The 21,531-nt window shown below is 70.7% G+C and carries 10 protein-coding genes; 8 read left to right on the forward strand and 2 right to left on the reverse strand.

Annotated elements, in window-relative coordinates; all coding sequences use genetic code 11:
• Positions 1 to 41: 41 nt before the first annotated feature.
• From C1J00_RS48550 to C1J00_RS16890, 6 genes are all read left to right on the forward strand, one after another.
• Positions 42 to 1,904, forward strand: coding sequence for a hypothetical protein (locus tag C1J00_RS48550; RefSeq protein WP_102909897.1), 1,863 nt, complete (start codon positions 42 to 44; stop codon positions 1,902 to 1,904).
• The gene (locus C1J00_RS16870) at positions 1,904 to 2,344 is read left to right on the forward strand and encodes a conjugal transfer protein TraB (protein WP_245936376.1); all 441 of its coding nucleotides are present in this window, start codon (positions 1,904 to 1,906) and stop codon (positions 2,342 to 2,344) included. Before C1J00_RS48550 ends, C1J00_RS16870 begins: the two co-directional genes overlap by 1 nt.
• Positions 2,345 to 2,482: 138 nt before the next feature.
• Complete coding sequence (locus C1J00_RS16875; RefSeq protein WP_102909898.1) at positions 2,483 to 4,828, forward strand: hypothetical protein; 2,346 nt, start codon at positions 2,483 to 2,485, stop codon at positions 4,826 to 4,828.
• A 119-nt stretch (positions 4,829 to 4,947) separates the two neighbouring features.
• Positions 4,948 to 5,424, forward strand: a complete 477-nt coding sequence (locus C1J00_RS16880) for a hypothetical protein (RefSeq protein WP_102909899.1) — start codon at positions 4,948 to 4,950, stop codon at positions 5,422 to 5,424.
• A gap of 26 nt (positions 5,425 to 5,450) precedes the next feature.
• Positions 5,451 to 5,771, forward strand: coding sequence for a hypothetical protein (locus C1J00_RS16885; RefSeq protein ID WP_146046196.1), 321 nt, complete (start codon positions 5,451 to 5,453; stop codon positions 5,769 to 5,771).
• A complete protein-coding gene (locus C1J00_RS16890) occupies positions 5,768 to 6,217 on the forward strand; it encodes a Pycsar system effector family protein (protein ID WP_102909901.1) in 450 nt (149 codons plus the stop codon). Before C1J00_RS16885 ends, C1J00_RS16890 begins: the two co-directional genes overlap by 4 nt.
• A gap of 87 nt (positions 6,218 to 6,304) precedes the next feature.
• Here the strand turns inward: C1J00_RS16890 and C1J00_RS16895 are convergent, their stop codons facing one another.
• Complete coding sequence (locus tag C1J00_RS16895; RefSeq protein ID WP_146046197.1) at positions 6,305 to 7,174, reverse strand: hypothetical protein; 870 nt, start codon at positions 7,172 to 7,174, stop codon at positions 6,305 to 6,307.
• A complete protein-coding gene (locus tag C1J00_RS16900; RefSeq protein ID WP_245936377.1) occupies positions 7,174 to 7,893 on the reverse strand; it encodes a ParA family protein in 720 nt (239 codons plus the stop codon). Before C1J00_RS16900 ends, C1J00_RS16895 begins: the two co-directional genes overlap by 1 nt.
• A gap of 563 nt (positions 7,894 to 8,456) precedes the next feature.
• Here C1J00_RS16900 and C1J00_RS16905 point away from each other — a divergent pair.
• Positions 8,457 to 8,747 (forward strand): hypothetical protein, encoded by a 291-nt coding sequence (locus tag C1J00_RS16905; RefSeq protein WP_102909903.1) that lies wholly within the window; start codon positions 8,457 to 8,459, stop codon positions 8,745 to 8,747.
• Positions 8,744 to 21,531 (forward strand): helicase-like domain-containing protein (locus C1J00_RS16910; protein ID WP_102909904.1); only part of this gene is annotated, 12,788 nt, incomplete at its 3' end. The genes C1J00_RS16905 and C1J00_RS16910, both read left to right, overlap by 4 nt.

A 21,531-nucleotide genomic window follows, 5' to 3' on the forward strand; every position in this document is an offset into this window, starting at 1 on the left:
ACCCGAGATCTACACCCTAGAGTTCGTCGGCAGCGTCAGATGTGTATAAGATACAGGCCGGGACGGTCGCCCTCCGGTCGGAGGGAGGCGACGACACCGAGGAGGACCCGCAGACCCCGGGCCTCGGAGCGCTGGGCCTGGCGGCCACGCTCGCCATCGCCCTGGCGGCGCTGCGCGGGACCGTGACGTTCGTGCAGGACTTGAACACCCGGCGCCTGGCCCGGGAGGCGGAGACCGCGCCGCTGCGCGAGGCCCGCCTCAAGCGGCAGGTAGCCGCCGAGGAGGCGGCCGCCAAGCTGGAGGGCATCAGCGGCAAGGCCGCACAGCAGCGGGCCAAACAGGTTCCCTCCAGCCAGGACTTCGGCCGCAAGTCCCTCAGCGGCGGCCGCGGTTCGCTCCTGGGCGGCGGCGGCCGCGGCGGTGGTGGCGGGTCCACCGGCCCGGGCCGGAGCAACAAGTGGGGCTCCGGGTCCGGCTCGACGGGCCCCGGCGGCAAGGGGCCCTCGGGTAAGCCGTCCTCGACGACCCCGTCCCGCTCGACCTCCGGCAGCGGCAAGCCCGCCGGCGGATCGGGTAAGGGCGGGCCCGGCTCGAAGTCCGGCTCTTCCGGGTCCGGCTCGACAGGCCCCGGGAAGGGCATCAAGTCCCCGAAGGACGGCAAGTCCCCCAGCTCGAACGCCTCCAACCCGTCGCTGGAGCGGGCTCGCGGTCGGCAGCAGCGAGCCGCCGACCGGCAGGCGGCCCGCCTGGAGCGGCGTAAGGCCCGGCACGCCGCCGCCATGGAAGACCGCTCCCGGGACCGCGCCGCCGGCCGTGACCGCAAGAACGCGGCGAAGGAGTCCCGGAGGGAGGCCAAGGCGAAGCGGGCGGAAGACCGTGCGAAGGAGAAGGAGGCCAAGAAGGAGGCCCGGGCCGCCGAGGACGCCGACCGCACCAAGCTCGGCGACGCCATGGCCAAAACGGCCCGCAAGCGCCTGAAGAAGCGGCGGCGCAAGCTCGCCCCGCCGATGCTGACCACCGTCCCGCGCAAGAAGCGCAGGAAGAAGAAGTCCAAGCCGGGTAGCCCTGCGGGCGCAGGCTCGAGTTCGGGAGCTGCCACCGGCTCGGCGAAGACGCCGAAGGCGCCCACGGCCAAGAAGGGACCGGGCGCGAAGAAGCGGCCCCGCGTGAAGCTCAAGAAGCCCAAGGCCAAGAAGACCTCGACCGGGACCGGCACGACGTCGTCGACCGGAAGCGGAACCGGGTCTGCTGGCAGCGGCTGGGAGTTCTGGACGCCCCCGCCCCGGGGCGAACGCAAGAGCGCCGAGGACTCCATGCGTGACGCCGACCCCAACAGCCAGACGGTATGGACCGCTGAACAGGTCTTCCCCTCGGGCTACCAGGCTCCCGCCCGGGAGCCGCTGACCACCGGTGCCCGGGGGCTCCCCTCCGGCACCAGCACGAGCACCAGGATCAAGAAGGAGGCGTCAGTGAGCGCATCCGGATCGTCCCTGCCCACCCTGCGCTCCATGGCGTCGTCCGAGCACATGACGGAGGTGACCCTCGACGACGTCCTCGGCAAGCTCGCCGAGTCCAAGAAGCAGTGCCTGAAGACGTACGACGAGTGCGCCGACCTCGCCGACAAGGCGGTGAAGCTGCGCGACCGGTTCCTGAAGCTCTCCAAGGAGCTCGCGCAACGGCACAACGTGATCGGGCGGCTCACCTCGCGCGCGATGGCGCGGCTGGCGGAGTCCATGGACCTGATCAAGAAGAAGGCCCTGGAGATGCGCACGAAGTCGCTGGCGGCCGCCGAGGCCGTGGAGGTCGCGCACGACGAGATGCACGACGCGTACAAGCCCGTACAGCAGGCCACCGCCGACGCGGGCCTGGTCATGCCGTCCGCCCGCATCCACAACGAGGACTGATGACCGTGAGCGAAATCGAGCCCTACAAGGCCCCCGCCGTCCCTGCTATCAGCACCGGCGGCGGGGCGCTGTCCTTCATGCGACTCCTGGGCAGCATGGTCACCCTGGTCGGACAGGCCGTCGCTCTCAAGGAAATGGCCCATCTGCTGAAGAAGCGCATGGAGAAGGACGCCGACGACCACGACAAGATCTCCGACATGTGCGCGGAGGCCGAGGTCGAGCCGTACTTCACCGGGCTGATCACCGATGCCGGAACGGCACTGCGGGAGGTGGCCAACGCCTCCGGTGAACTGTCGGGTGCTGCCGACGACTTGGCGACCAACGCCAAGGCTTTCGGTAGCGCCCACAAGACCGAATACCAAGGCATCTACGAAGCAGTCCAGGCGGCCAAGCGCCGAGGAATCCGGCAGGCACGACCCGGCTTCTACCGCACGCGCTGACCGCGCCACCAGGAAAAGCGCAGCACAACACCCGTCGGCCCTGACGATTCCCGCAGGGCCGACGAGAGCGAGGGGTCCGGCATTCCAGCCGGGCCCCTCGCCCTTTCCCTTTATTCCGCCCCGGCCACGGAGAACGAATTGACCACGACCGAGATCGAAAAGACTGACGCCGCCCCCGCGGCTGACGGGCGGCTGACCCCGAAAGGCGCCCGCCGCCTCGCCATCGTCGAGCGCCTCGCCTACGGTGCCGCCGGTACCTGGGCGGCCGCCGGGCCCATCATGGAAGTTCCCTGGTGGGCCCACGGCGCCACCGTCGCCGCCGGCGCCTTGACCGGCTGGCGGCTGTGGCGACACACCCGCGTCGACGATGGACCGGGCCTGCTGGTCTCCACCTACCGCTCCCTGCCGGTGCTCGGCTGGTCCGGCAGCTACACCGCGGGCCTGCTCGCCCCGCACCTGCACTACCCCAACGGCTGGCCGATGCTGGCCGCCGCCACCTGGACGTCGGCGATGGCCTGGGCCGTCCCGCTCACCCGGTCGCTGGGCCTGCGCCGCATCGTCGAGCAGCTGCCGGAGCAGGGCGCGGTCCTGGACACGGTCCAGGGACAGGTCGAGCCCGTCCCGAGCACGTACATCGGCCACCTCAAGCAGATGTGGGCCCTGTCGTCCGAGACCGGCGACACGACACTGGAGAAGATCCACCAGTTCCAGCCCGACGAGCCCGACTTCGAGTGCTACATCCTCGCCCCGCCCGGGCAGGCCGTCCCGAGCTCGGTCTCCCGGCGCAACGTCGCGGCCGTCTTCGACGTCCCGGAGGCCGCCGTGGACATCGCCCCGGTCGATGGCTACGGGCCCGGCCGCCTCTACCTGCGCGTCGCCCCCAACAAGGCGAAGCGGGAAGCCGAGACGCGTTCCGCGCAGGAAGGCCTCGTCCAGCTCTGGGCAGAACGGGTCTCCGGCCCGGGCGGTGCGGCCCCTGGGATGAACCTGATCGACTTCAAGGTCAGCGACGAACGAGACCGCGTCCGCATCCTCGTCGAAGCCGAGGACAGTGAGCTGATCAACCTGCCCCGTCTCAAGCTCGCCCGGGCGCTCCAGATGGACGACCCCGAACTCCTCATGATCGAGACTGATGGCCTCGGCCGCGGCGTGGTCACCATCTACGCGGAACACCCGCTCATCAACATCCGTGAGGCCACCGCCGAGGACCTCACGATGGGCCCGGATGGACTGGTCACCGTCGGTCTTCGGCACGACGGTCGCCCGTTCAAGATGCCGCTGTACGACCCGGAGATGGGAGCCCTCACCGACCTCGCAGTCGGCGCCATGGGTTCGGGCAAGAGCGTCTTCCTGCTCACCGTCCTCATCGCCGAGCGCCTGAGCGGCGTGATCTCCCTCGTGGCCGACGCCCAGTCCGGCATGTCGCTCCCCGAAGCGAAGGGCAGGGTCTACCACTTCGGGGCGGGCGTCGCCGCCATGGGCGCTACCCTCGCCGCCGCCTGCGCCGTGGCCGACTACCGCGAGCAGGTCAGCTCCGCCAAGGGCTGGGGCTCCTTCAAGCTCAACGAGCCCTGGCGCCTGGCGAACGTCACCCTCGATGAGATCAACATGGTGCTCGGCGAACAGGCCCTCGTCCCGTCGGAGTTCCGCAAGTGGATCACCGGCATGATCGCCCGACTCCAGCAGACCGGCCGGAAGTTCGGCTTCGGCATCCGTTTCGCGGGTCAGTCGATCCACGTCACCGACCTCGGTGACGCCGAGAAGATCCGCGCGAATGCAAAGCAGGGCACGGTCTGGATGGGGCGGGTCAACTCCACCATGACGCAGTCGATGGCCGCCGACATGGTCACCGACGGCACCGAGATCACCCCGATCCGCCGGTTCTTCGGTTCGATCTCCGAGGAACTGGAGGCGGCCTGGGACGGCCGGGACGTCCCGCCAGGGCCGATCACGGCAGGCATGGCCTGGGGCCTCCAGGGCGGCCGGGCCATCCTGATGCGGGTCTTCAAGGCCCTCAAGAAGGACCGGACCTACCCGCATCTCATCAAGCTGTTCGAGACGCAGCCGGTCATCCCCGGCTTCACTCCCGAGGAAGACCGGATCTTCCAGGCCGCCTACGCCCAGGCCCTCGCCGATGCCGAGCGGTTCCTTGCCGGTGAAGAGGACAGCGACGACGACGAGGACGAAGAGGGCGGCAGCCGCCGGCGCAAGAAGAAGACGAAGAAGTCCGTCACCTCGACGCCCACGGTCACTGCCGCCCCCAAGACGCTGCGAGACAAGATCCTCGACGCCCTCGACGACGGCGAAGTCCACCTCACCAGGGACATCCGCCGCGCCGTCGGAGTCGGCACCGAGGACGGCCCGGCCGCCGGATCCGTCGACACTGCCCTCGGCCGCCTCGGCTCCGAGGGCCTGATCGTCAGCACCGGCCACGGCAAATGGCAGCTCGTTCAGGACCAGTCCGACGAGGACCCCGAGTCCTGACCCCGCATGGGGCGGCCGCACCCGGCCGCCCCTCCTCGCCGAACACCCACGCGGGGCCGACCGCGCCCATCACGACCGGTCGGCCCCGCCACTCCCCCAGACACGAAGGAGTACAACAAGTGGAGCACAGCGACACCCAGCGCACTGCCCAGACCACCAACTGGCAGGTGATGAGCGACGAACTCGCCGAGGCAACGGCCAAAGAGATCATCCGCAACGCACTCCACGGAGAAGAGCGCGTGTCGACCGCGCCCGTCCGGCAGCCGGACCACCGCATCGTTCCGGCCTGGGCGGCCGGGGTCGCCGTCGCCTCCATCGGAGTCGGCGCCGGCATCACGGGCTTCGGCTGCGGCGTCTGGCTGGCCTGCAAGGGCTTCGCTGCCGTCTCCCTGATGTCCGTCCTCTTCGTGACGCTGCCCATCGCCGCGGTGGCCGCCGTGGTCGTCGCCGTCAGCTCCGCAATCCGCGCCGCGAAGGCCGCCCACACCGAGCACCACCACCACTACAAGGGCGACGTCTTTCAGGACAACAGCCAGCACAGCAGCAAGAACAACGGGCTGATCGCCCACACCAAGAACGACCACCGACGCGGCTGAAGAGGGGATCTGCTGTGACCAAGCCCGTGAACGTCTTAACGGCCGTCCTTGAGGCGCACGGAAAGACGTGCGCCTGCCGCGGAAGCTGCGGCACCGAGCACAGCGGCCTACGGTGCGACGCCACCCACAGCGGCAAGGGCAAGCCGCTGCTCGCCGCCCCGCAGTACCCGAACGCCAGCGACACGCAGAACGCGGCCGCGCCGTTCGAGGACCTACGCCCGTGGTGCTGGAAGTGCTGGCGCGATGCCCTGAACCGTGAGCGGGAGCGCGCCGCCGACATGCGGCGCCGTGAACTGGAAGAGGGACAGGTCAGCCTCTTCGACGTTGACCGGGAGCCCGCCGCGTGACCGACATCAACGGCCGCCTGGACGCGGCCACCACCACAGTCCTCGCCGAGATCTCCCGTACGGACGCGAAAAGCGGGGTCCTGCTCACGGCCTTCTCGCTGCCCCTGGCCGCACTGGTCGCCGCGATCCCCGGCCGGACCTTGCCCGGCGCCTCCGGCCTCCTGGTCGGCATCGGCACCGTCGGCCTCCTCGTTGCGATGCTCGTCGTCCTCTTCGTGGTTCGGCCCCGCCTCGGCGGGGCCGCTCGCGGCTCATACCTCTACTGGTCGTTGTGCACCACGGAAGAGCTGGTGGCGGACCTGAAGGTGCCGACGAATCAGGCCGAGCACGTCATCCACCTGTCGAAGATCGCCAAGCGCAAGTACCGCGGGCTCCGGCTCGCCGGCGACATCACCGGCGCCTCCCTGGTCGCCCTTGCGGCCGCACTGCTGGTGGCCCTGCTGTAGCACCACTGCTTCATCGGCACGCACGCCATACATGAAGGCGGACCCCATCCTCGGGATGGGGCCCGCCTTTGTGCTTTCCGGGAAGGGCTACGCGACCGGCACGTCGTCCTGGCCCTGCGGCGCTCCTTCGGTCGGCGCTTCGATCACTGCCGGGACGTCGAATGCAACCGGGATCCCGGCCGCAGAAGAGAGGACTTCGATCAGTGATTTCACCGCGCTGCGTGCCCGTTCAGGGTCATGCTGCACGGCGGCCTCCACGGTCTGCGCGTCGAAGGTCTTGGCTGCCTTGGTGAGTGCCTTCAGTATCTTCACGGGGTCGGTTCCCGGCACCGAAGGTGTGGCGTCTTCCAGGGAGGCGAGGTAGGCGAGCACGGCCTCCTCGGTCTTCCCCTTGTGTCCGGCGGCAGTCTTGGGCAGTGCCTCCACTGCACCCTGGACGAGTGCGGCCGTTACCTCCGCACCCTTGACCTTCAGTAGTCCCAGGTACAGGTAGACCGCCGCCTGCACGCTGTGTTCCTCGACCAGCGGGACCAGCGCCCAGGCCTGCCCGTACCCGAGCTTCTTGGAAACAATTGTTTCCAAACCCCCGCCCGGCTTTGCCTGGAACAGCGCCTCGGCCACACGCCAGGTGCGGATCAGCTTGCCCGCGTACTGCGGCGTGATGTCCCACTTGGCCTGCGTGTACTCCTCGAAGGTCTCGAACTGTGCCCGGTATAGCCGGGCATCCCGCACCACCTGGAGTGCCTTGCCTGCGGCCCAAAAGGCGAAGCGCAGGTTCTCGATCGCGCTCTCGCACTTGAGCAGCATGTCCTGTTCCTGGGCGATGAGCGCAGGAGTGTCGGTGAGCTGCTTGGTCGGGAGCTTCGCGGAGTCGCCGAGCACACGCGCCAGCTCGACCGCGTTGTCTGGGCGCCCGGGGGCTGTCGGCGCCCCGCCTGTGGTGATTGCCCTGCCCATCAGAGCATCTGCTCCATCGTCAGGGCCACGCGCATGAAGTCCTCCCGCGCGTTCAGGGCCGTGCCAGACATCCTGTACTCGGTCACCAGGGTGCCGTTCTCGTAGGCGTGCTCGTGGATCGTGTAACGGCGGATCGGGTCGGCGACGCGCGGGTAGTTCCGCTCGTCGATCCACTCCTTCACCTTGTTCAGCTGCTTCTCGCCCTTGTCCTTGCCGGGGTCGTGCATGTTGATCACAACCAGGAAGGGGATGTTCCTCGGCTTGAGCACGCGTTCGATGGTGAACTCGCACTCGTCCCATGTGATTTTCGACGGAGTGATCGGGACGATAGCGAGGTCCGCCACGTCCAGCACTTCGCGCAGCGCGTCGGCCGTCCGGCTCTCGCCCAGCGGGTCAGCACCCCATTCGGCATCAGGGTCGACATCCAGGAAGCCGGGGGTGTCAACGATGATCCGGCGTCGCGCGGGGTCCTCCACGATGCTCGGCAGAACGCCGAGTTTGCTCTTGGTGACGACGTAGTCGAAGGGCAATGCCTCCTCGCGTACGCCTGCGCACCACTTCTCCAGGGTGCCTTGAACGTCGATGCCTGCTGCGACGATGGGGGCGGACGCAGACTCGTCTCCGTTGGACAGCACCGCCGATCGGCCGGCGCATGCGGCAGTGTTGACCGCGATGGTGGACTTGCCTGCGCCACCCTTCTGCTGGATGACGACGATCACCTTCGCTGTCCTGCCAACTGCTCTGGCGGCTGTATCAGTGGCCGCCTGGAGCGTTGCGGATGTGCTCATTCCATGCCTTCCGTTTCCGTGGTTTCACCGCTGATGCGGCTACTCGGATCGCGCACAGCTTGCCAGACATCCGCAGGGGTGGCAGTCACCCCTTGGTTACGTGTGCATGAGGGCCTGAGTGTTCGACGTCTAATCGAACGGAGTGGAAACTATTGTTTCGGCTTCGCCTGGCGTTGCCGCAGTGTCGCACGTCCAGTGCTGAGGACAGTGCCGGAAGTCCGCGTGTGGTCATTGCGTCACGCGAAAAAGGCTGGCATCTGGGGGGCGCAGGCGAAATCCGTTGTGGATGAGTCGCTAGGGTCAATGAGGATGGATCATGTCCGGCCGCCGTTGACCACTGACGGAGGGATCGGGGACAGGGTCCCTGATCTCGTCGGTGGGACTGGCGTGCCGGGATAGGTCGGCACCTTGAGCCCTGGCACCACCACGGGGGAGGACGCTCTTGAGCACTGGGGGAGTGGAGCAGCCGCTTCACGCGGACGAGGGGAATCGCGATGACGCAACTGAGCAGGCACGGGAAGACGGCCCTCGAATACTGGCAGACGTACCGGCCGACGGCCCTGGCGGCGCTGGGGAACGAGGAGCAGCAGACGGAGTTCTTCCACGCCCTGGATCTGCGGGTGACGGAGCAGATCGGGACGTTGACGCAGGACCTGCTCCAGCAGCTTCCGGCGGAGCAGCGGGCGGCGGCACGGCGGGCGACGCGCTCGCGGGCGCAGGAGATGGTGTACGCCGAGGAGATCTGGCTGGAGAAGGAGCCGGGGACGGAGCACCGGGAGATGTGAGCCCGCCCCCGCGGTTCGAGCCGCGGGGACAGCGGGACCTGGCCCCGTCCGGGCAGGGTGAGCGGGCCCGCGCGAACCTGGCGGCCCTGGAGCTGCTGCGGACCCTGGAGGAGGAGCAGCGCCCGGCGGCCGCCGAGGAACAGCGGGTGCTGGCCCGGTGGTCGGGCTGGGGCGCGCTGCCGCTCATCTTCGAGCCGCGGCCGGCGCGTGCGGCCTACGACGACGATGCCGCCCACGCGCGGGCGGTGAACCGCTGGGATGCCCTCGACGAAGTCCGCGAGAAGGTGCGGGCGCTGCTCTCGGACAGCGAATGGGCAGACGCCCGCCGCAACACTCTCAACGCCCACTACACCGACGGCGACCTGGTACAGGCCGTGTGGGGCGCGGTGCGCAAGCTCGGCTTCAAGGGCGGCCAGGTCCTCGAACCCGGCTCCGGCAGCGGCAACTTCATCGGCCTCGCCCCGACCCTGCTGCGCGGGGTGCGGATGACCGGCGTGGAGGTCGAGCGGAACACGGCCGCCATCTCCCGCTACCTGTACCCGGACGCCGACATCATCACCAGCGGCCTGGAAGAGGTGCCGCTCGCCGACGGCGGGTTCGACGCCGTGGTCGGCAACGTCCCCTACGGCCGCTACAAGCGGTTCGATAAGGTCCACAACCCCGACCTGAAGCTCTCGATCCACGACCACTTCGTCCTCAAGTCGCTGTACGCCACCCGCCCCGGCGGCATCGTCGCCCTGATCACCAGCCGGTACACGCTGGACGCTGAGGATCCCTCAGCCCGTGAGCGGATGTACCAGCTCGGCGACCTGGTGGGCGCGGTGCGTCTGCCCGCACGCGCCCACCAGGCGGCCGCTGGGACCGGGGTGGTCACCGACGTGCTGTTCCTGCGGCGCCGTGCCGAGGGGGAGGAGCCGGGCGATGACACCTGGCTGACCTCCCGCAAGCAGGTGCTGCCCGGCCGACCTGAAGAGCTGGCCGTCAACGCCTACTTCGGGGCCCACCCCGAGTACGTCCTGGGTGACCTGCACGCGAAGATCGGGCAGTTCGGTCCCGAGGTCACGGTCACCGACCGGGGGGAGAGCTCCCCAGCCGCCGAACTGGAGGCGGCCGCGGCCGCCATCGCCGTGGAGGCGGAGGCCGCCGGCCTGATGGCCTCATCCGCCACCGCGGCGCAGACGCAGAACGTGCGGCCGGTGGTCTACGGCGGCACGGAAGGCGCGCTGGGCCTGGACGAGGCGGGCAACCCGACCATCGTCGACGGCGGCCGGGCGGTTCCGCTGGAGGTCCACCCCGACCAGCGCGACAAGCTCGTCCAGCTGATCCGCCTGAAGGGCATGACGCAGGGCCTGTACGAGGCGGAGGCCGCCACGGCCGAGCCCGGCGAGACGCCGGAACTGGCCCGGCTGCGCGCCGAACTGCGCATGGCCTACCGGGACTACCGCAAGAGCAACCCGCCGCTGTCCAAGCCGCGCCAGCCCTTCATCTTCACCCCGAAGGAGGCCAAGGAGCGGGCCGAACGGGAGGGCCTGGCGGCCGTCCCGGAGGCGTGGAAGCAGCGCACCGCCTACGCCTGGATCGACGACGACCCCGACGCCTCCTTCCTGTTCGGCCTGGAGGAGTGGGACGACAAGACCAACACGGCCACCGAGCAGCAGGTGCTGCTCTCCCGTGTCCTGGAGCCCCGCCGCCTGCCGACTCGCGCGAAGACGGCCGAGGACGCCATCGCGCTGGCCATGGAGTGGGACGGCGGCCGCCTCGACATGTGGCGCGTGGCCAGTCTCCTAGGCATCGACCAGGAGGAGGCGGCCGCGCAGTGCGCGGACGCCGGGCTCGCCTTCCGTGACCCGGCCCAGGAGTCCGAGCAGGGCGACGTCTGGGAGCCGCGCCACCGCTACCTGTCCGGCAACGTCCGCACCAAGCTCGCCGAGGCCACCGCTCGGGCGCAGAGCGACCCGTCGTTCGCGGCCAACGTCGCCGCCCTGGAGCGGGTGCAGCCCGAGGACCTGGCCCCGTCCGAGATCAAGGCGAAGATCGGTGCGCCGTGGATCCCGGTCGATGTCTACGACGAGTTCCTGCGCCACCTCGGCTTCGACGACGCGAAGGTGCTGCACGCGGGCGGCACGATCTGGGAGGTCCGCGGCGCCAAGATCGGGGACCTGGCCCGCACCGAGTGGGGGACCCCGGCCCGGCCCACGCAGGTGCTGTTCGAGGCCCTGTTGCGGCAGACGGACTCCACAATCCGGGTGACGTGGACCGACCGCGAGGGCCGTACCTACGTCGACCAGGACGCCACCGACGCCGCGCAGGAGAAGGCCCGGCTGATCGCCGAGACCTTCGAGGACTGGGTGTGGGCGGACAAGGATCGCGCCGAACGGCTCGCCAAGACCTACAACGAGCAGTTCAACAACCTGGTCCTGCCGGACTACTCCGACTTGCCGCTCACCTTGCCCGGCCTGATCTCCGACTGGGAGATGCGGCCGCACCAGAACGCGGCCATCCGCCGGATCGTCAACGAGCCGACCGCGATGCTCGCCCACGTCGTCGGCGCGGGCAAGACGGCCACGATGGCCGCCGGCGCGATGGAGCTGCGCCGTACCGGCCTGGCCAAGAAGCCCGCGTTCGTGGTGCCCAACCACATGCTCAAGCAGTGGAGCAGGGAGTTCCGCGAGCTCTACCCGAACGCCCGCATCCTGGCCATCAGCGCGAGCGACCTGAGCAAGAAGCGCCGCGGCAAGTTCATGGCCCGCATCGCCGGTGGCGAGTGGGACGCCGTGGTCCTCACCCACGAGGCCTTCAACCGGGTCCCACTGCGGCCTGAGACGCAGCGCGCCTACCTCGATCAGGAAATGAAGTCCCTGCGCGAGCAGCTGGACCGGGCGGCCGAGGCGGGGATGGACTCCCGCACGGTCAAGCAGATCGAGAACACCCTCGCTAACGCTGAGGCCAACCTTCAGCAGCAGATCGAGTCGATGTCCGACGAGATCGGCGTCTTCCTCGAAGACACCGGCATCGACTACCTGTTCGTCGACGAGGCGCATGAGTACAAGAACCTGCGCACCGTCTCGGCGATCCCCGGCGCGGCCATCGAGGGCTCAGCGAAGGCCACCAAGCTCCACATGGTCGTGTCCTGGCTGCGGGACACCACCGAGTCCGACCGCGTCGCCTGCTTCGCCACCGGCACCTGGCCCGCCAACAGCGTCACGGAGATGTACGTCCTCCAGCGCTTCCTGGCCCCGAGCCTGCTCAATGAGCTGAACCTGCACGCCTTCGACAACTGGGCGGCCACCTTCGGTGAGGTCGTCTCCCAGCTGGAGCCCGACCCGAAGGGCAACGGCTACAAGTACAAGGCCCGCTTCAGCCGGTTCTTCAACGTGCCCGAGCTGCTCGCTGGCTACAGAACATTCGCCGACGTGCAGCTCGCCGAGGACCTGAACCTGCCCACCCCGCCGGTCCGGGAGGTCGAAGGCCAGCGTGGCGAGCGGGTCCTCATCCCGCCCGCCCCGGCGCAGCGGGAGTTCATCAAGCGGCTGCCCCACCAGCCGTGGGTGAACAAGCCCGGCGGCGTCCTGAAGGCGCTCGGCGAAGGCCTGCGCGCCTCCCTCGACCTCAGCCTCGTCGACGCCTCCGACATCCTGCGAGAGCTCGGCGAGCGGGGCAGCGCCGGGAGCAAGGACCTGGGCAGCAAGCTGCCGTATGCCGCGGAGAAGATCTGCGAGATCTGGCAGGAGACGAAGGACACGCTCTACCCGGTCTCCAAGGACGACCCCACCCCGCAGCCCCTGTCCGGCGGCCTTCAGCTCCTCTTCCTCGACGAGGGCACCCCCGGCAGCACCGCCAAGCACGGCGCTGACCTGTACGCGGACCTGCGGGACGAACTGGTCGACCGGGGCATGCCCCGGGAGTCCATCCGCTTCGTCCACGAGGCGAACACCGACCGCAAGAAGGAGAAGCTGTTCGCCGACTGCCGGTCCGGACGGGTCTCCGTCTTGATCGGAAGCACAGCCAAAATGGGAACCGGGACCAACATCCAGGACCGGGCGGTGGCTCTGCACCATCTGTCCTACCCGTGGCGGCCGGCGGACATGGCGCAGCGCGACGGCCGTATCGAGCGGCGCGGCAACCTCAACGTGCCCTGGGTCGACGGCACTGCGGATGACGTCCGGATCCTCTACTACATCACCGAGCGCACCTTCGACGAGTTCCGGCTGACCACGCTGGCCCGCAAGGCCCGCTTCATCGGCCAGATCCAGCGCCGCGACTTCAACCTGCGCGAGATCGAGGACATCGGCGCCGAGGCCATCAACATTGGCATGCTCGCCGCCCTGGCCTCCGGTGACCCGGCCATCCTCCAGCTCGCCGAGGCCACCGCCGAACGCGCCCGCCTCCAGGGCCTGGCGCGCAGCTGGGACCGGCAGCAGGACGCGAGGGTCGACCAGCTCAAGGACCTCGACGACTTCCTGAGCAAGGCGACCACCGCCGTGGAGGGGATGCACGCCGCGCTGCCCCAGCGGCGCCCCACCAACGGCGACGCCTTCGCCATGACCGTGGAGGACGCGACCTACCGCAGCCGCGAGGAGGCCGCCAACGCCCTGGGCGCCTGCATGGTCAACGTCGCCCGAGACCAGTCCCTTCGGCCCGGACAGCGCGTCCCGATCGGCACCCTGGGCAACCTCGACTTCCATGGCGAGATCGCCTTCGACCACGCAGGCCGCCGCCAACTGCGCCTGCGCTTCGGCTGGGGACACGTCCCGCCGCTCGGACAGCGCGACGACCGGGCCCAGTGGCAGGCCTCCAGCGTCACGCAGGCCAACGGCCGCGGTGCCATCCAGTCCCTGGAGACCTTCCTCAACCGCCTCAACGAGGACCTCGACAAGCTCAGCAAGTCGCTGTCCGCGCAGAACGGCAACCGCGACAAGATCGCCGCCAACCTGCGCGACAAGGACGAGAACCCCTACCGGATGCACGCGCGGTCCAAGGAACGCGAGGAACGCGCCCTGGGCAAGCTCGTGGTCCTCAACGAGAAGGAAGCCGCCCTCGCCGAGCGGGCGGAGCGCGTCGTCGGCGTGAACGAGGAGAAGGAAGCCGAGCTCAACGAGGAACTGGTCGCACTGCGCGAGGAGATCGCCGGGCTGCGCCAGATCATCGCCGACGAGCACGCCGTGCAGGATCAGGCCCGGGCCCTGGCACGCGGCGACGTCCGCACGGACTCCGACACAGACACAGCGACCCTCGAGGAAGCGGCCGCAGCCGCCGAAGACAACGAGAGTGAGGCGCAGGCCGCCACCGACCCGGCGGACACCTCCGCCCCGGCGCCGGCCACCGGGCCGCCGCCCGCCGAGGGAGAAGCGGCCGCCGCCACTGTGGCCGCACCGGACAGTGCGACGGACACCGGCGACGGGCAGGCAGACGGGCAGGACGATCAGGCCCCCGCGCCCGCCCAGCCCGCTGAGGCCTCCGCGGATGCGGCGCCGGAGCCGCCTGCCCCGGTGTCCCTTACCGACCCGGGCGTATGGGAGGAGGCGGTACAGGCCTACACCGACGCGGCCCTCGCCGATCCGCAGATCGCCCAGGCAGCACAAGCCAACGGCGTGGCCGACTTCACCGTGGCCATGGCCTCCTGGTTCAGGGGCTATGTCGCCGAGCAGTGGGACAACGTGCCCGCCAGCGAGTGCCCGGCCTGGGTGCTCGCCTACCGGCGCGAGGGCGACGACGCCGCACAGACGAGGAACTCCCTGCACGCCGAGGTCGCAGGCCCCGTGTACGCGCAGCTGCGGCAACCCGCCCCGGAGGACGCCGAGTCCACCACGGCGGCCGCCGCCGACCCCGAGACCACGGCACCAGCCGAAGAGGCAACGGGACAGGAGGCTCCCGCCGACGACTCCACCACCACGCCGGAGGAGCCCCCGGCGCCGGCCCCGGCAGAGACCGAGCCGCAGACCCCCAACGCCGGGCAGACGACCTTGCAGGGCCTCATCGACGGCCTCGGCGGCCGCGTTCAGGTCGGGCACATCGGCGGCCCGCAACCGACCTCCACCGACCACCCCGCCGGGTGGACGATCACGGCCCTACTCAGCGAACAGCAGGTCACGCAACTGGTCAGTGCCTGCGTCGTGGACCGGCAACCGGTCCCCTCCGGCACGGAGCCGACCGAGCGGGTACGCGCGTGGATCGCCGAGCAGCAGCAGACCCCCACGAACGCCTGGTACGCCTCGCCCAGCAGCGACCTGCCACAACCCCTGCGCGGCAACGGCGACGTACGCCTATCGACCGGCACCGACGGCATCACCATCGACCAAGGCGGCCAGACGGCCACGGCGATCCGCTGGGAGGAACTTCCCGCCTGGATCGAGGCAGCCATCGAGCACGACGAGGCCAACCGGCCCGCCACGGCACCACGGTGGCGGTACGGCTCCCTCGGCGCCGAGATCCATTTCCGCCAGGACGAACGCAACCAGTCCGCGCGCACGGCGTTCGAGGCCCTGGGCACCGCCCTGTGGCAGATGGCACCGCCGAGTGAGGACCAACTCGCCGCGTCCCGTGAGCGGTTCGGACCGCAAGAGGCGGAGCAGCACACGGCCCCGTCTCCTGCGATGGCCCGGTGCGCGGCGGTTCTGCGGTACTACGAGCCGCTGTTGCGGCGCCACAAGCTGTCCGGCAAGGACGTCGTCGCCTACATCGACCAGCCCGGCGTCGGCTACTCCTACGACCCGGACAACCCGCTCCTCGACCTGGTGCACGAGATCGGCAAGGTGGGCGAGCGCGTCGGCGGCAGCTTCCGCCGCAGCTACCACGAGTGGGTCCACTACCAGGTCGGCGAGCGGCGCCAACAGCAGAGCGACCAGCTGACCCACCTGAGTATCGACCTGCTCACGCTGCACGGCGGCGATACGGAGCCGCTGTTCACGGTCGACCTGGAGGCGATCCTCGCCGCCCCGCCCGGCACCGTCATCGAGCTGGAGCCCGAAGCGGAGATCGAGGCCGCCGAACGGGCAGCGGCCCGCATCAGGATCCTTCACGATGCCGAGGGCACCGAGGTCCGCAACACCCCGCGCGGGGGAGACCAGCGCATCCGCGAGGCGCTGAACGACCTGGACTTCAACTGGTCGCGTAAACAGCAGAAGTGGTACCAGCCGCGCGACACCCCCTTTGAGGACCGCGAGGCGGCCGTGCAGGGCCTGCGCGCCGCCTTCGACGAGATCGGCGTCGCCTACACCTACGAGGGGCCCGAGCCCGAGGCGGAGCCGGAGGAGGCCAGCGACAGCCCGGAGGAGACCCAGACCGAGGTCACGACCGACACGGCGGCCGCCGCGTCCGGCCAACCGGCGACGGACGAACCGGCCCCGCCGCAGGAACAGCCGGAGGACGTCCCGCCGGCCGACGACACGGCCGAGGAAGCCGACTCCGCCGATCAGCTCGACCTGTTCGGCGCCGGGTCTTCCACGGTGGCCTCCGAGGACGAGCCGTCCGACACCGGCGCGGGAGAGACGGGGGCGGCCACCCCGCCGCCCGCCCCCGAACCGGAGCCGGAGCCCGTGACCGGGACGGACGTGCCGGAGACGGCAGCCGAGGACGAGGAGAACGAGGAGGAAGAGCAGACCGAGACCCCGGCCGAGGGCACCGCCGAGGAGGTGGCCGTCCAGACGCCGCACGGGCCGGGCATCGTCATCGGCACCGACGACAACGGCCTGGTGCTCGTCACCACCGCGGCGGGCACCCGGGTCTACGAGGACAACGAGATCCAGTGGCCCGACGACGTCGCCAAGCCGGAGGGGAACCCCGAGCGGGCGGCCAAGGCCCGGCAGAACGACGCCGACGCCGCACAGGCGGCCACCAAAGACGGCATCGAGCTGCGCCACACAGACGGCAACCGGCTGGTCGACCTCGATGTGGAGGCCGGACACGGCACCATCGTCGACACCAACGGCGCGGTCGTCGGCTGGGTACGCGCCCGGATCGGCGACGACAGCCGCCGCTACTGGTGGGGCCAGGACTCCCGCGGGGGCACGCCCACCGGCCCGTTCCACGAGTCGTTGCCCGTCACCGCGGGCGTGCCGGCCATCCGGGCCGCCGAACTCGTCCGCACCACCATGCCATTGGCCACCGAGCCCAAGACCCGCGTCCCCATCCCGCCCGAATCGGCGGTCCGCGAGGTACGGCTGACCACGGCTCAGGTCCGGGAACTGTCGGCACTCTCCATCACCGGCACCTACTCGGACGGCAGCCCAATCGAGCCTCCGGAATGGGTACCCAGTCACCGCAGGTACGTGCTCACCGTCGCCCAGATGCAGGCGCTCGGGGAAGCCGCCCAGGCGGCCGCCGACGCGCTCCCCGGAGCCACCGCCAAGGAACGGCGTGCCATCGGGGTGCTGCGGAATGCCGTCGAGCGCTTCGACTTCGAGGCCTACGACACCGCCCGGTGCGACGCCAGCCTGTCGCCGATCGGCGAGGTCGACCCGTACGCCGGGCCGTACCAGCGCCCGGACCGGACCGAGACTGCGCCGCAGGAGGAGACCGGCACGGCCGGGCAGGAGCAGGCGGCCGCCGAGCAGACGGTAGCCGACGACCGGGACCAGGCGGCCACAACCGGGAGCGACGACAGCCAGCAGCAGGACCCCGCTCCGGCCGCCGGCACCACGGTCGAGCCGCAGACGGCGCCCCAGGAGACGGTGGCCGCCAACCCGCAGGACGAAGACCCTGTGGAGACGGCACCGGACACTCCGGCGCCGGACCCCGCGCTCACGGCGGCCGCCGCTCCCGGGCCGACCGACGCGGCCCCCGAGGACGCCGCAGCCGAGGACGAGGAGGCGCAGCTCGACCTCTTCCCCAGCGAGACGCCGGAGGCCCCGGTGCCCGTGCGTCGGCCCGGCAGCCGCCGGCGCATCAGCGGGAAGGAACCCGCCATCCACCTGGGCGCGGAGGGCGGCCCGCAGGACGGGCGCCTGGGCGTGTACGGGCACGCGGGTCACGGCGACTGCGACCGCTGCGGCAAAGCCGACACCACCCGCTACACGATGGTGTGGAACTGGAACACCCGTAGCGAGGACGGCGGGGCCATGTCCGCCCAGTGCGGAAGCTGTGTCGAGCTGACCACCGGACTGTCCTACAAGGAGTACCAGCGCCAGGCCGACGTCGCCGAGGCCCGGCGCGGCGGCCGCCGCATGGTGCCGCGCGAGCACGAGCGGAACGACGTCACCATGCGGCGCACGGCCGAGAACGAGTGGACCTGCGTCCACCTGCCGACCGGCAAGCGCTACCGCCTCGCGCACGAAAACCCCAGCGGCTACCGGGGGTTTGTGCTCCGCGACCTGCACGGCGTATCCCAGGGCACCGGCATCACCACCAGCTCTGGCTACGAACTGGCCGAACGAGCAGCCCTGGGGCGCACAGCAGAGACCCACCCGACCGACAGCGACGACTGGGTGCGCTTCAGCTACCGCTCCGACGCCAAGAAGGTGGCGCTCTACGACGGCGAGAGCATCACAGCCGACCACCCCAACGCCCCGCGCGAACAGGGCGCCCCCTTCGAACACGGCCCACGCTGGGACCTGACTGTCGGTGAGACCGCCTACCAGGTGGAGTTGGTCTACCAGCCGGGCCCGCCCGGGGAGGACGGCCACCGGCTGGAGATCACTGCCTCGGACGGTACGAGCGCCCGCTACGTGCAGTGGGACGGGGCGCTGGAGTGGGCGCGCGAGCGCGTCCGTGCCCCGGAACCGGAACGGGCCGCCGCGCCGCTCGCCGCGCCGCTGGCCGAGGCCGAGGAAGCGCTCACCGCGGCGGAGGGCCTCCGCAACGGCCTCCAGAGCCGCAGCACCACCAGCGCCCTGCTCTACGTGCGCGAGGCCTGGGACCGGGCTCGGGCCCACTACGAGGCCGGTCGGCTCGCCGAGGGGGACGGCCACCTCGCCACGGCGCGCAGCGACGCGATCCTGGCGCGGTTCCGGGAGAGCGCGCGTGCCGACTTCCAGCCGCTCAGGGCCGCCATGCGCCGCTTCCACGACGCGGCGGACGAGATCCTCTACCCGGGCGGCGCGGGGTGGCGGCCGGCGGTGGGCGACTACGTCCGCGCCCGCCACCGGTACGTACCCGAGTCAGAGGGCTTTTGGATGAGGGTCACGGCGATCGGGTCTGACGGCATCCATGTCCAGTCCGGCATGACCGGAGAGTCGAAGACCGTGTTGGAGCCCGCCGACCTCGGGCCGCACGCGGATCTGACCTGGCAGGAGCAGCCCTTCCGTGCCCCTGGTGAGCCGAGGGCATCGGAGCAGGAGCGGCGGGCACATCTGGGCATGCCTCCGCAGACGGCGCCGGAGCCCGGCCTGCCGGAACCCGCGCAGACGCAGAGCGCACCCGCCGACTCGGACGAGGAGCAACTGGACCTGTTCGCGGCCACGTCCCCGCAGGCGCCCGCCCCGCTGGCCACCCCGGAGGACACCGTGGCGCCCAGCAACGAGTCGCCGCGCGAGGGCAGCTTGGGCCTGGTCGACGGCGAGAGCCTGACGTACCTGGGGCACTGGGACGGCCGCTACGAGATCACCCTCCCGGGCACCAGCTACCTGCTGTTCCTGCCCTCCATCGAGTACCGGCGCACGAAGTTCGCCGTCGCGTCGAACGAGGATCCGGACGCCATGTCCCCGAAGCGACTGCGCCGGTTCGAGGCCGCGGAAGAGATCATGCCGTGGGTGAGGGCCCACGCCTCGCGGCGGCAGACCGGGTTCGTCTTCCGCGACGGCGCCTGGACCGAGGCTCTGGAGAACACCGCACCGGAGTCACCGGCGGACACCGGGGCCGCCGAGGACGGACAGCTCCCGCTCCTCGGGGCCGACGACACCGCCCCGGACCCGGCGGCCGGAGAGGTCCCGGTCCCCGAGGAACACGAACCGACCGAGGACAGGGGGGAGATGGTAGTGCCACAGGAGACGGCAGACCCCGGCGTGAGCGTCCAGCCTGGCGACGAGCCCGCGCAGACCGAGACCGGCGAGGCGGCCGCGCCCGGCGTCGACGAGACGGCGGAGGAAGCTGTGGAGATCGAGGATCCACCGGAGCCGCAGTCCTACACCGACGTCGTTCCGCTGCCCGCAGACCAGGCCTACGAGCTGCACCTGACCGGCATGGACGGCCAGGCGCCGGACCGGGGCGAACTCCGGTACGCGCAGGCCACGGTGGCCACCGTGCAGCGATCGGCAGGCGGTCAGTGGTTCGCACGCCTCGCCACCGACGGACTTCCCACCGACGCAACGAACCTCGCCGGCAGCCCGCAGGAGGCGGCGGACCGGGGAGCGATCCTGTTCTCCGCACTCACCGGCACGCCGTACGGCCCACCGCCCGCCCCCGCTGTCGACGAGGGCGTACGGACCCGGGCGGACGTGCTGCGCGGCGAACTGCGGGACGCGGCCCAGTGGCACCGTGGCGCGCTCACCTACGCCGCAGCCCGGGTCCGGCCCATGGACTACCTCACGCAGCCGCAGTACAGGGCCATGACCACGGCACTGGACGGCATGGCCGATGCCATGTCGGGCCAGCACAACTCACGGCAGATGGCCGCGCAACTGGAAGCCGTCGCACAGGAGGCCACGGCCTGGCGCGAGCAACTCGCGGACGATGTCGGCAGCTTCGAGCGGGAGCTGCTCGCCTATCCGCTCGCGCACCTCGTCCACACCGTCCGCACGCTCCAGACCCGCCTTGAGGTCACCGTGGAGGCGGCACGGGCCGAACGGGCCGCCGCCGAACAGGCTGCGGCTGAAGCGGCGCCACCGGCTCCCGCGCCGGAGACGGAGCAGGTGCCTGCCCCGCCGGCCGCGGAGGACCCCCCGGTTGCCGTGCCCGCTCCGGCGCCGCCGGAGCCCTCCACGGCGGCCGCCGAGACAGCCGAGCCACCCGTCACGGCCGGGGCCGACGAGCAGCAAACTCCTGAGCAGGTGGCCAACGCCCCCGTAGCGCCGCCGGTCCGCCAGGCGCCGGAACCAGTGCGCGGGCCCAGCGTTGCCATCAGCCTCCAGGAGGTGACGGCTGGGCGGCTGGTCGCCCGGGCCGACGCCCCCGAAGGCGTCTTCCAGTCCATGCTGGTCCCCGGTGCCACAGCTGCCGACCTGCCGGGCATGTCCCTGCCCGTGACGGTGGAGCTCCCCATGCTGAGGCGTCCGGCCCAGCGAGCGGAGCAGCTGGTGTCCGACGAGGAGACAGAGGCGTGGCTCGCCGAATACCTGCCGCGCGGCCCACTGGCCCCGGCGTGGAACACCGATGCCGTACGCCAGCACCTCATTGGCGTGGTGCGCCACACCTTGCGGGACAGCATGGCGCCCAGCGTCGATGACATCGCGGACTGGCTGGTGCAGTCCGCCACCGAACAGGACGACCTGATCCGAGCCGCGCACAGCGCCAGCCTGGAGGACTTCACCGCACAGTTCGCGCGGGCAGCCGACCACCTGGTGGCCGACGGCGGTCCGGAGTTCCTGCTGTGGGTCTACCTCGGACAGGAGGGAGGCCGACGGGCGGAGGTGCTGGCCCGTGCCACGCCGAGCGCCTACGACCAGCTGCGCGCGCTGCCCGCACCCGCAGACGCACCGCCACCCGGGCCGCACGCGCCTGCCGCCGAGACACCTGAGCCTGCGGCTACGGAGGCGCCTGCCCCGCAGGCCTCGCTTGGCGCGGACGAGGCTACCGCCGAACCGGCGACCGGCCCGTCTGCACCGACAGATGACCCCGACCTGAGCGGACCCGAGCCCGCCGCCGAACCGACCGCGCCAGCCACCACCCCGGAGGCACCAGGGATGGCCACACC

The sequence above is a fragment of the Streptomyces cahuitamycinicus genome (assembly GCF_002891435.1).
Lineage (GTDB): Bacteria > Actinomycetota > Actinomycetes > Streptomycetales > Streptomycetaceae > Streptomyces > Streptomyces cahuitamycinicus.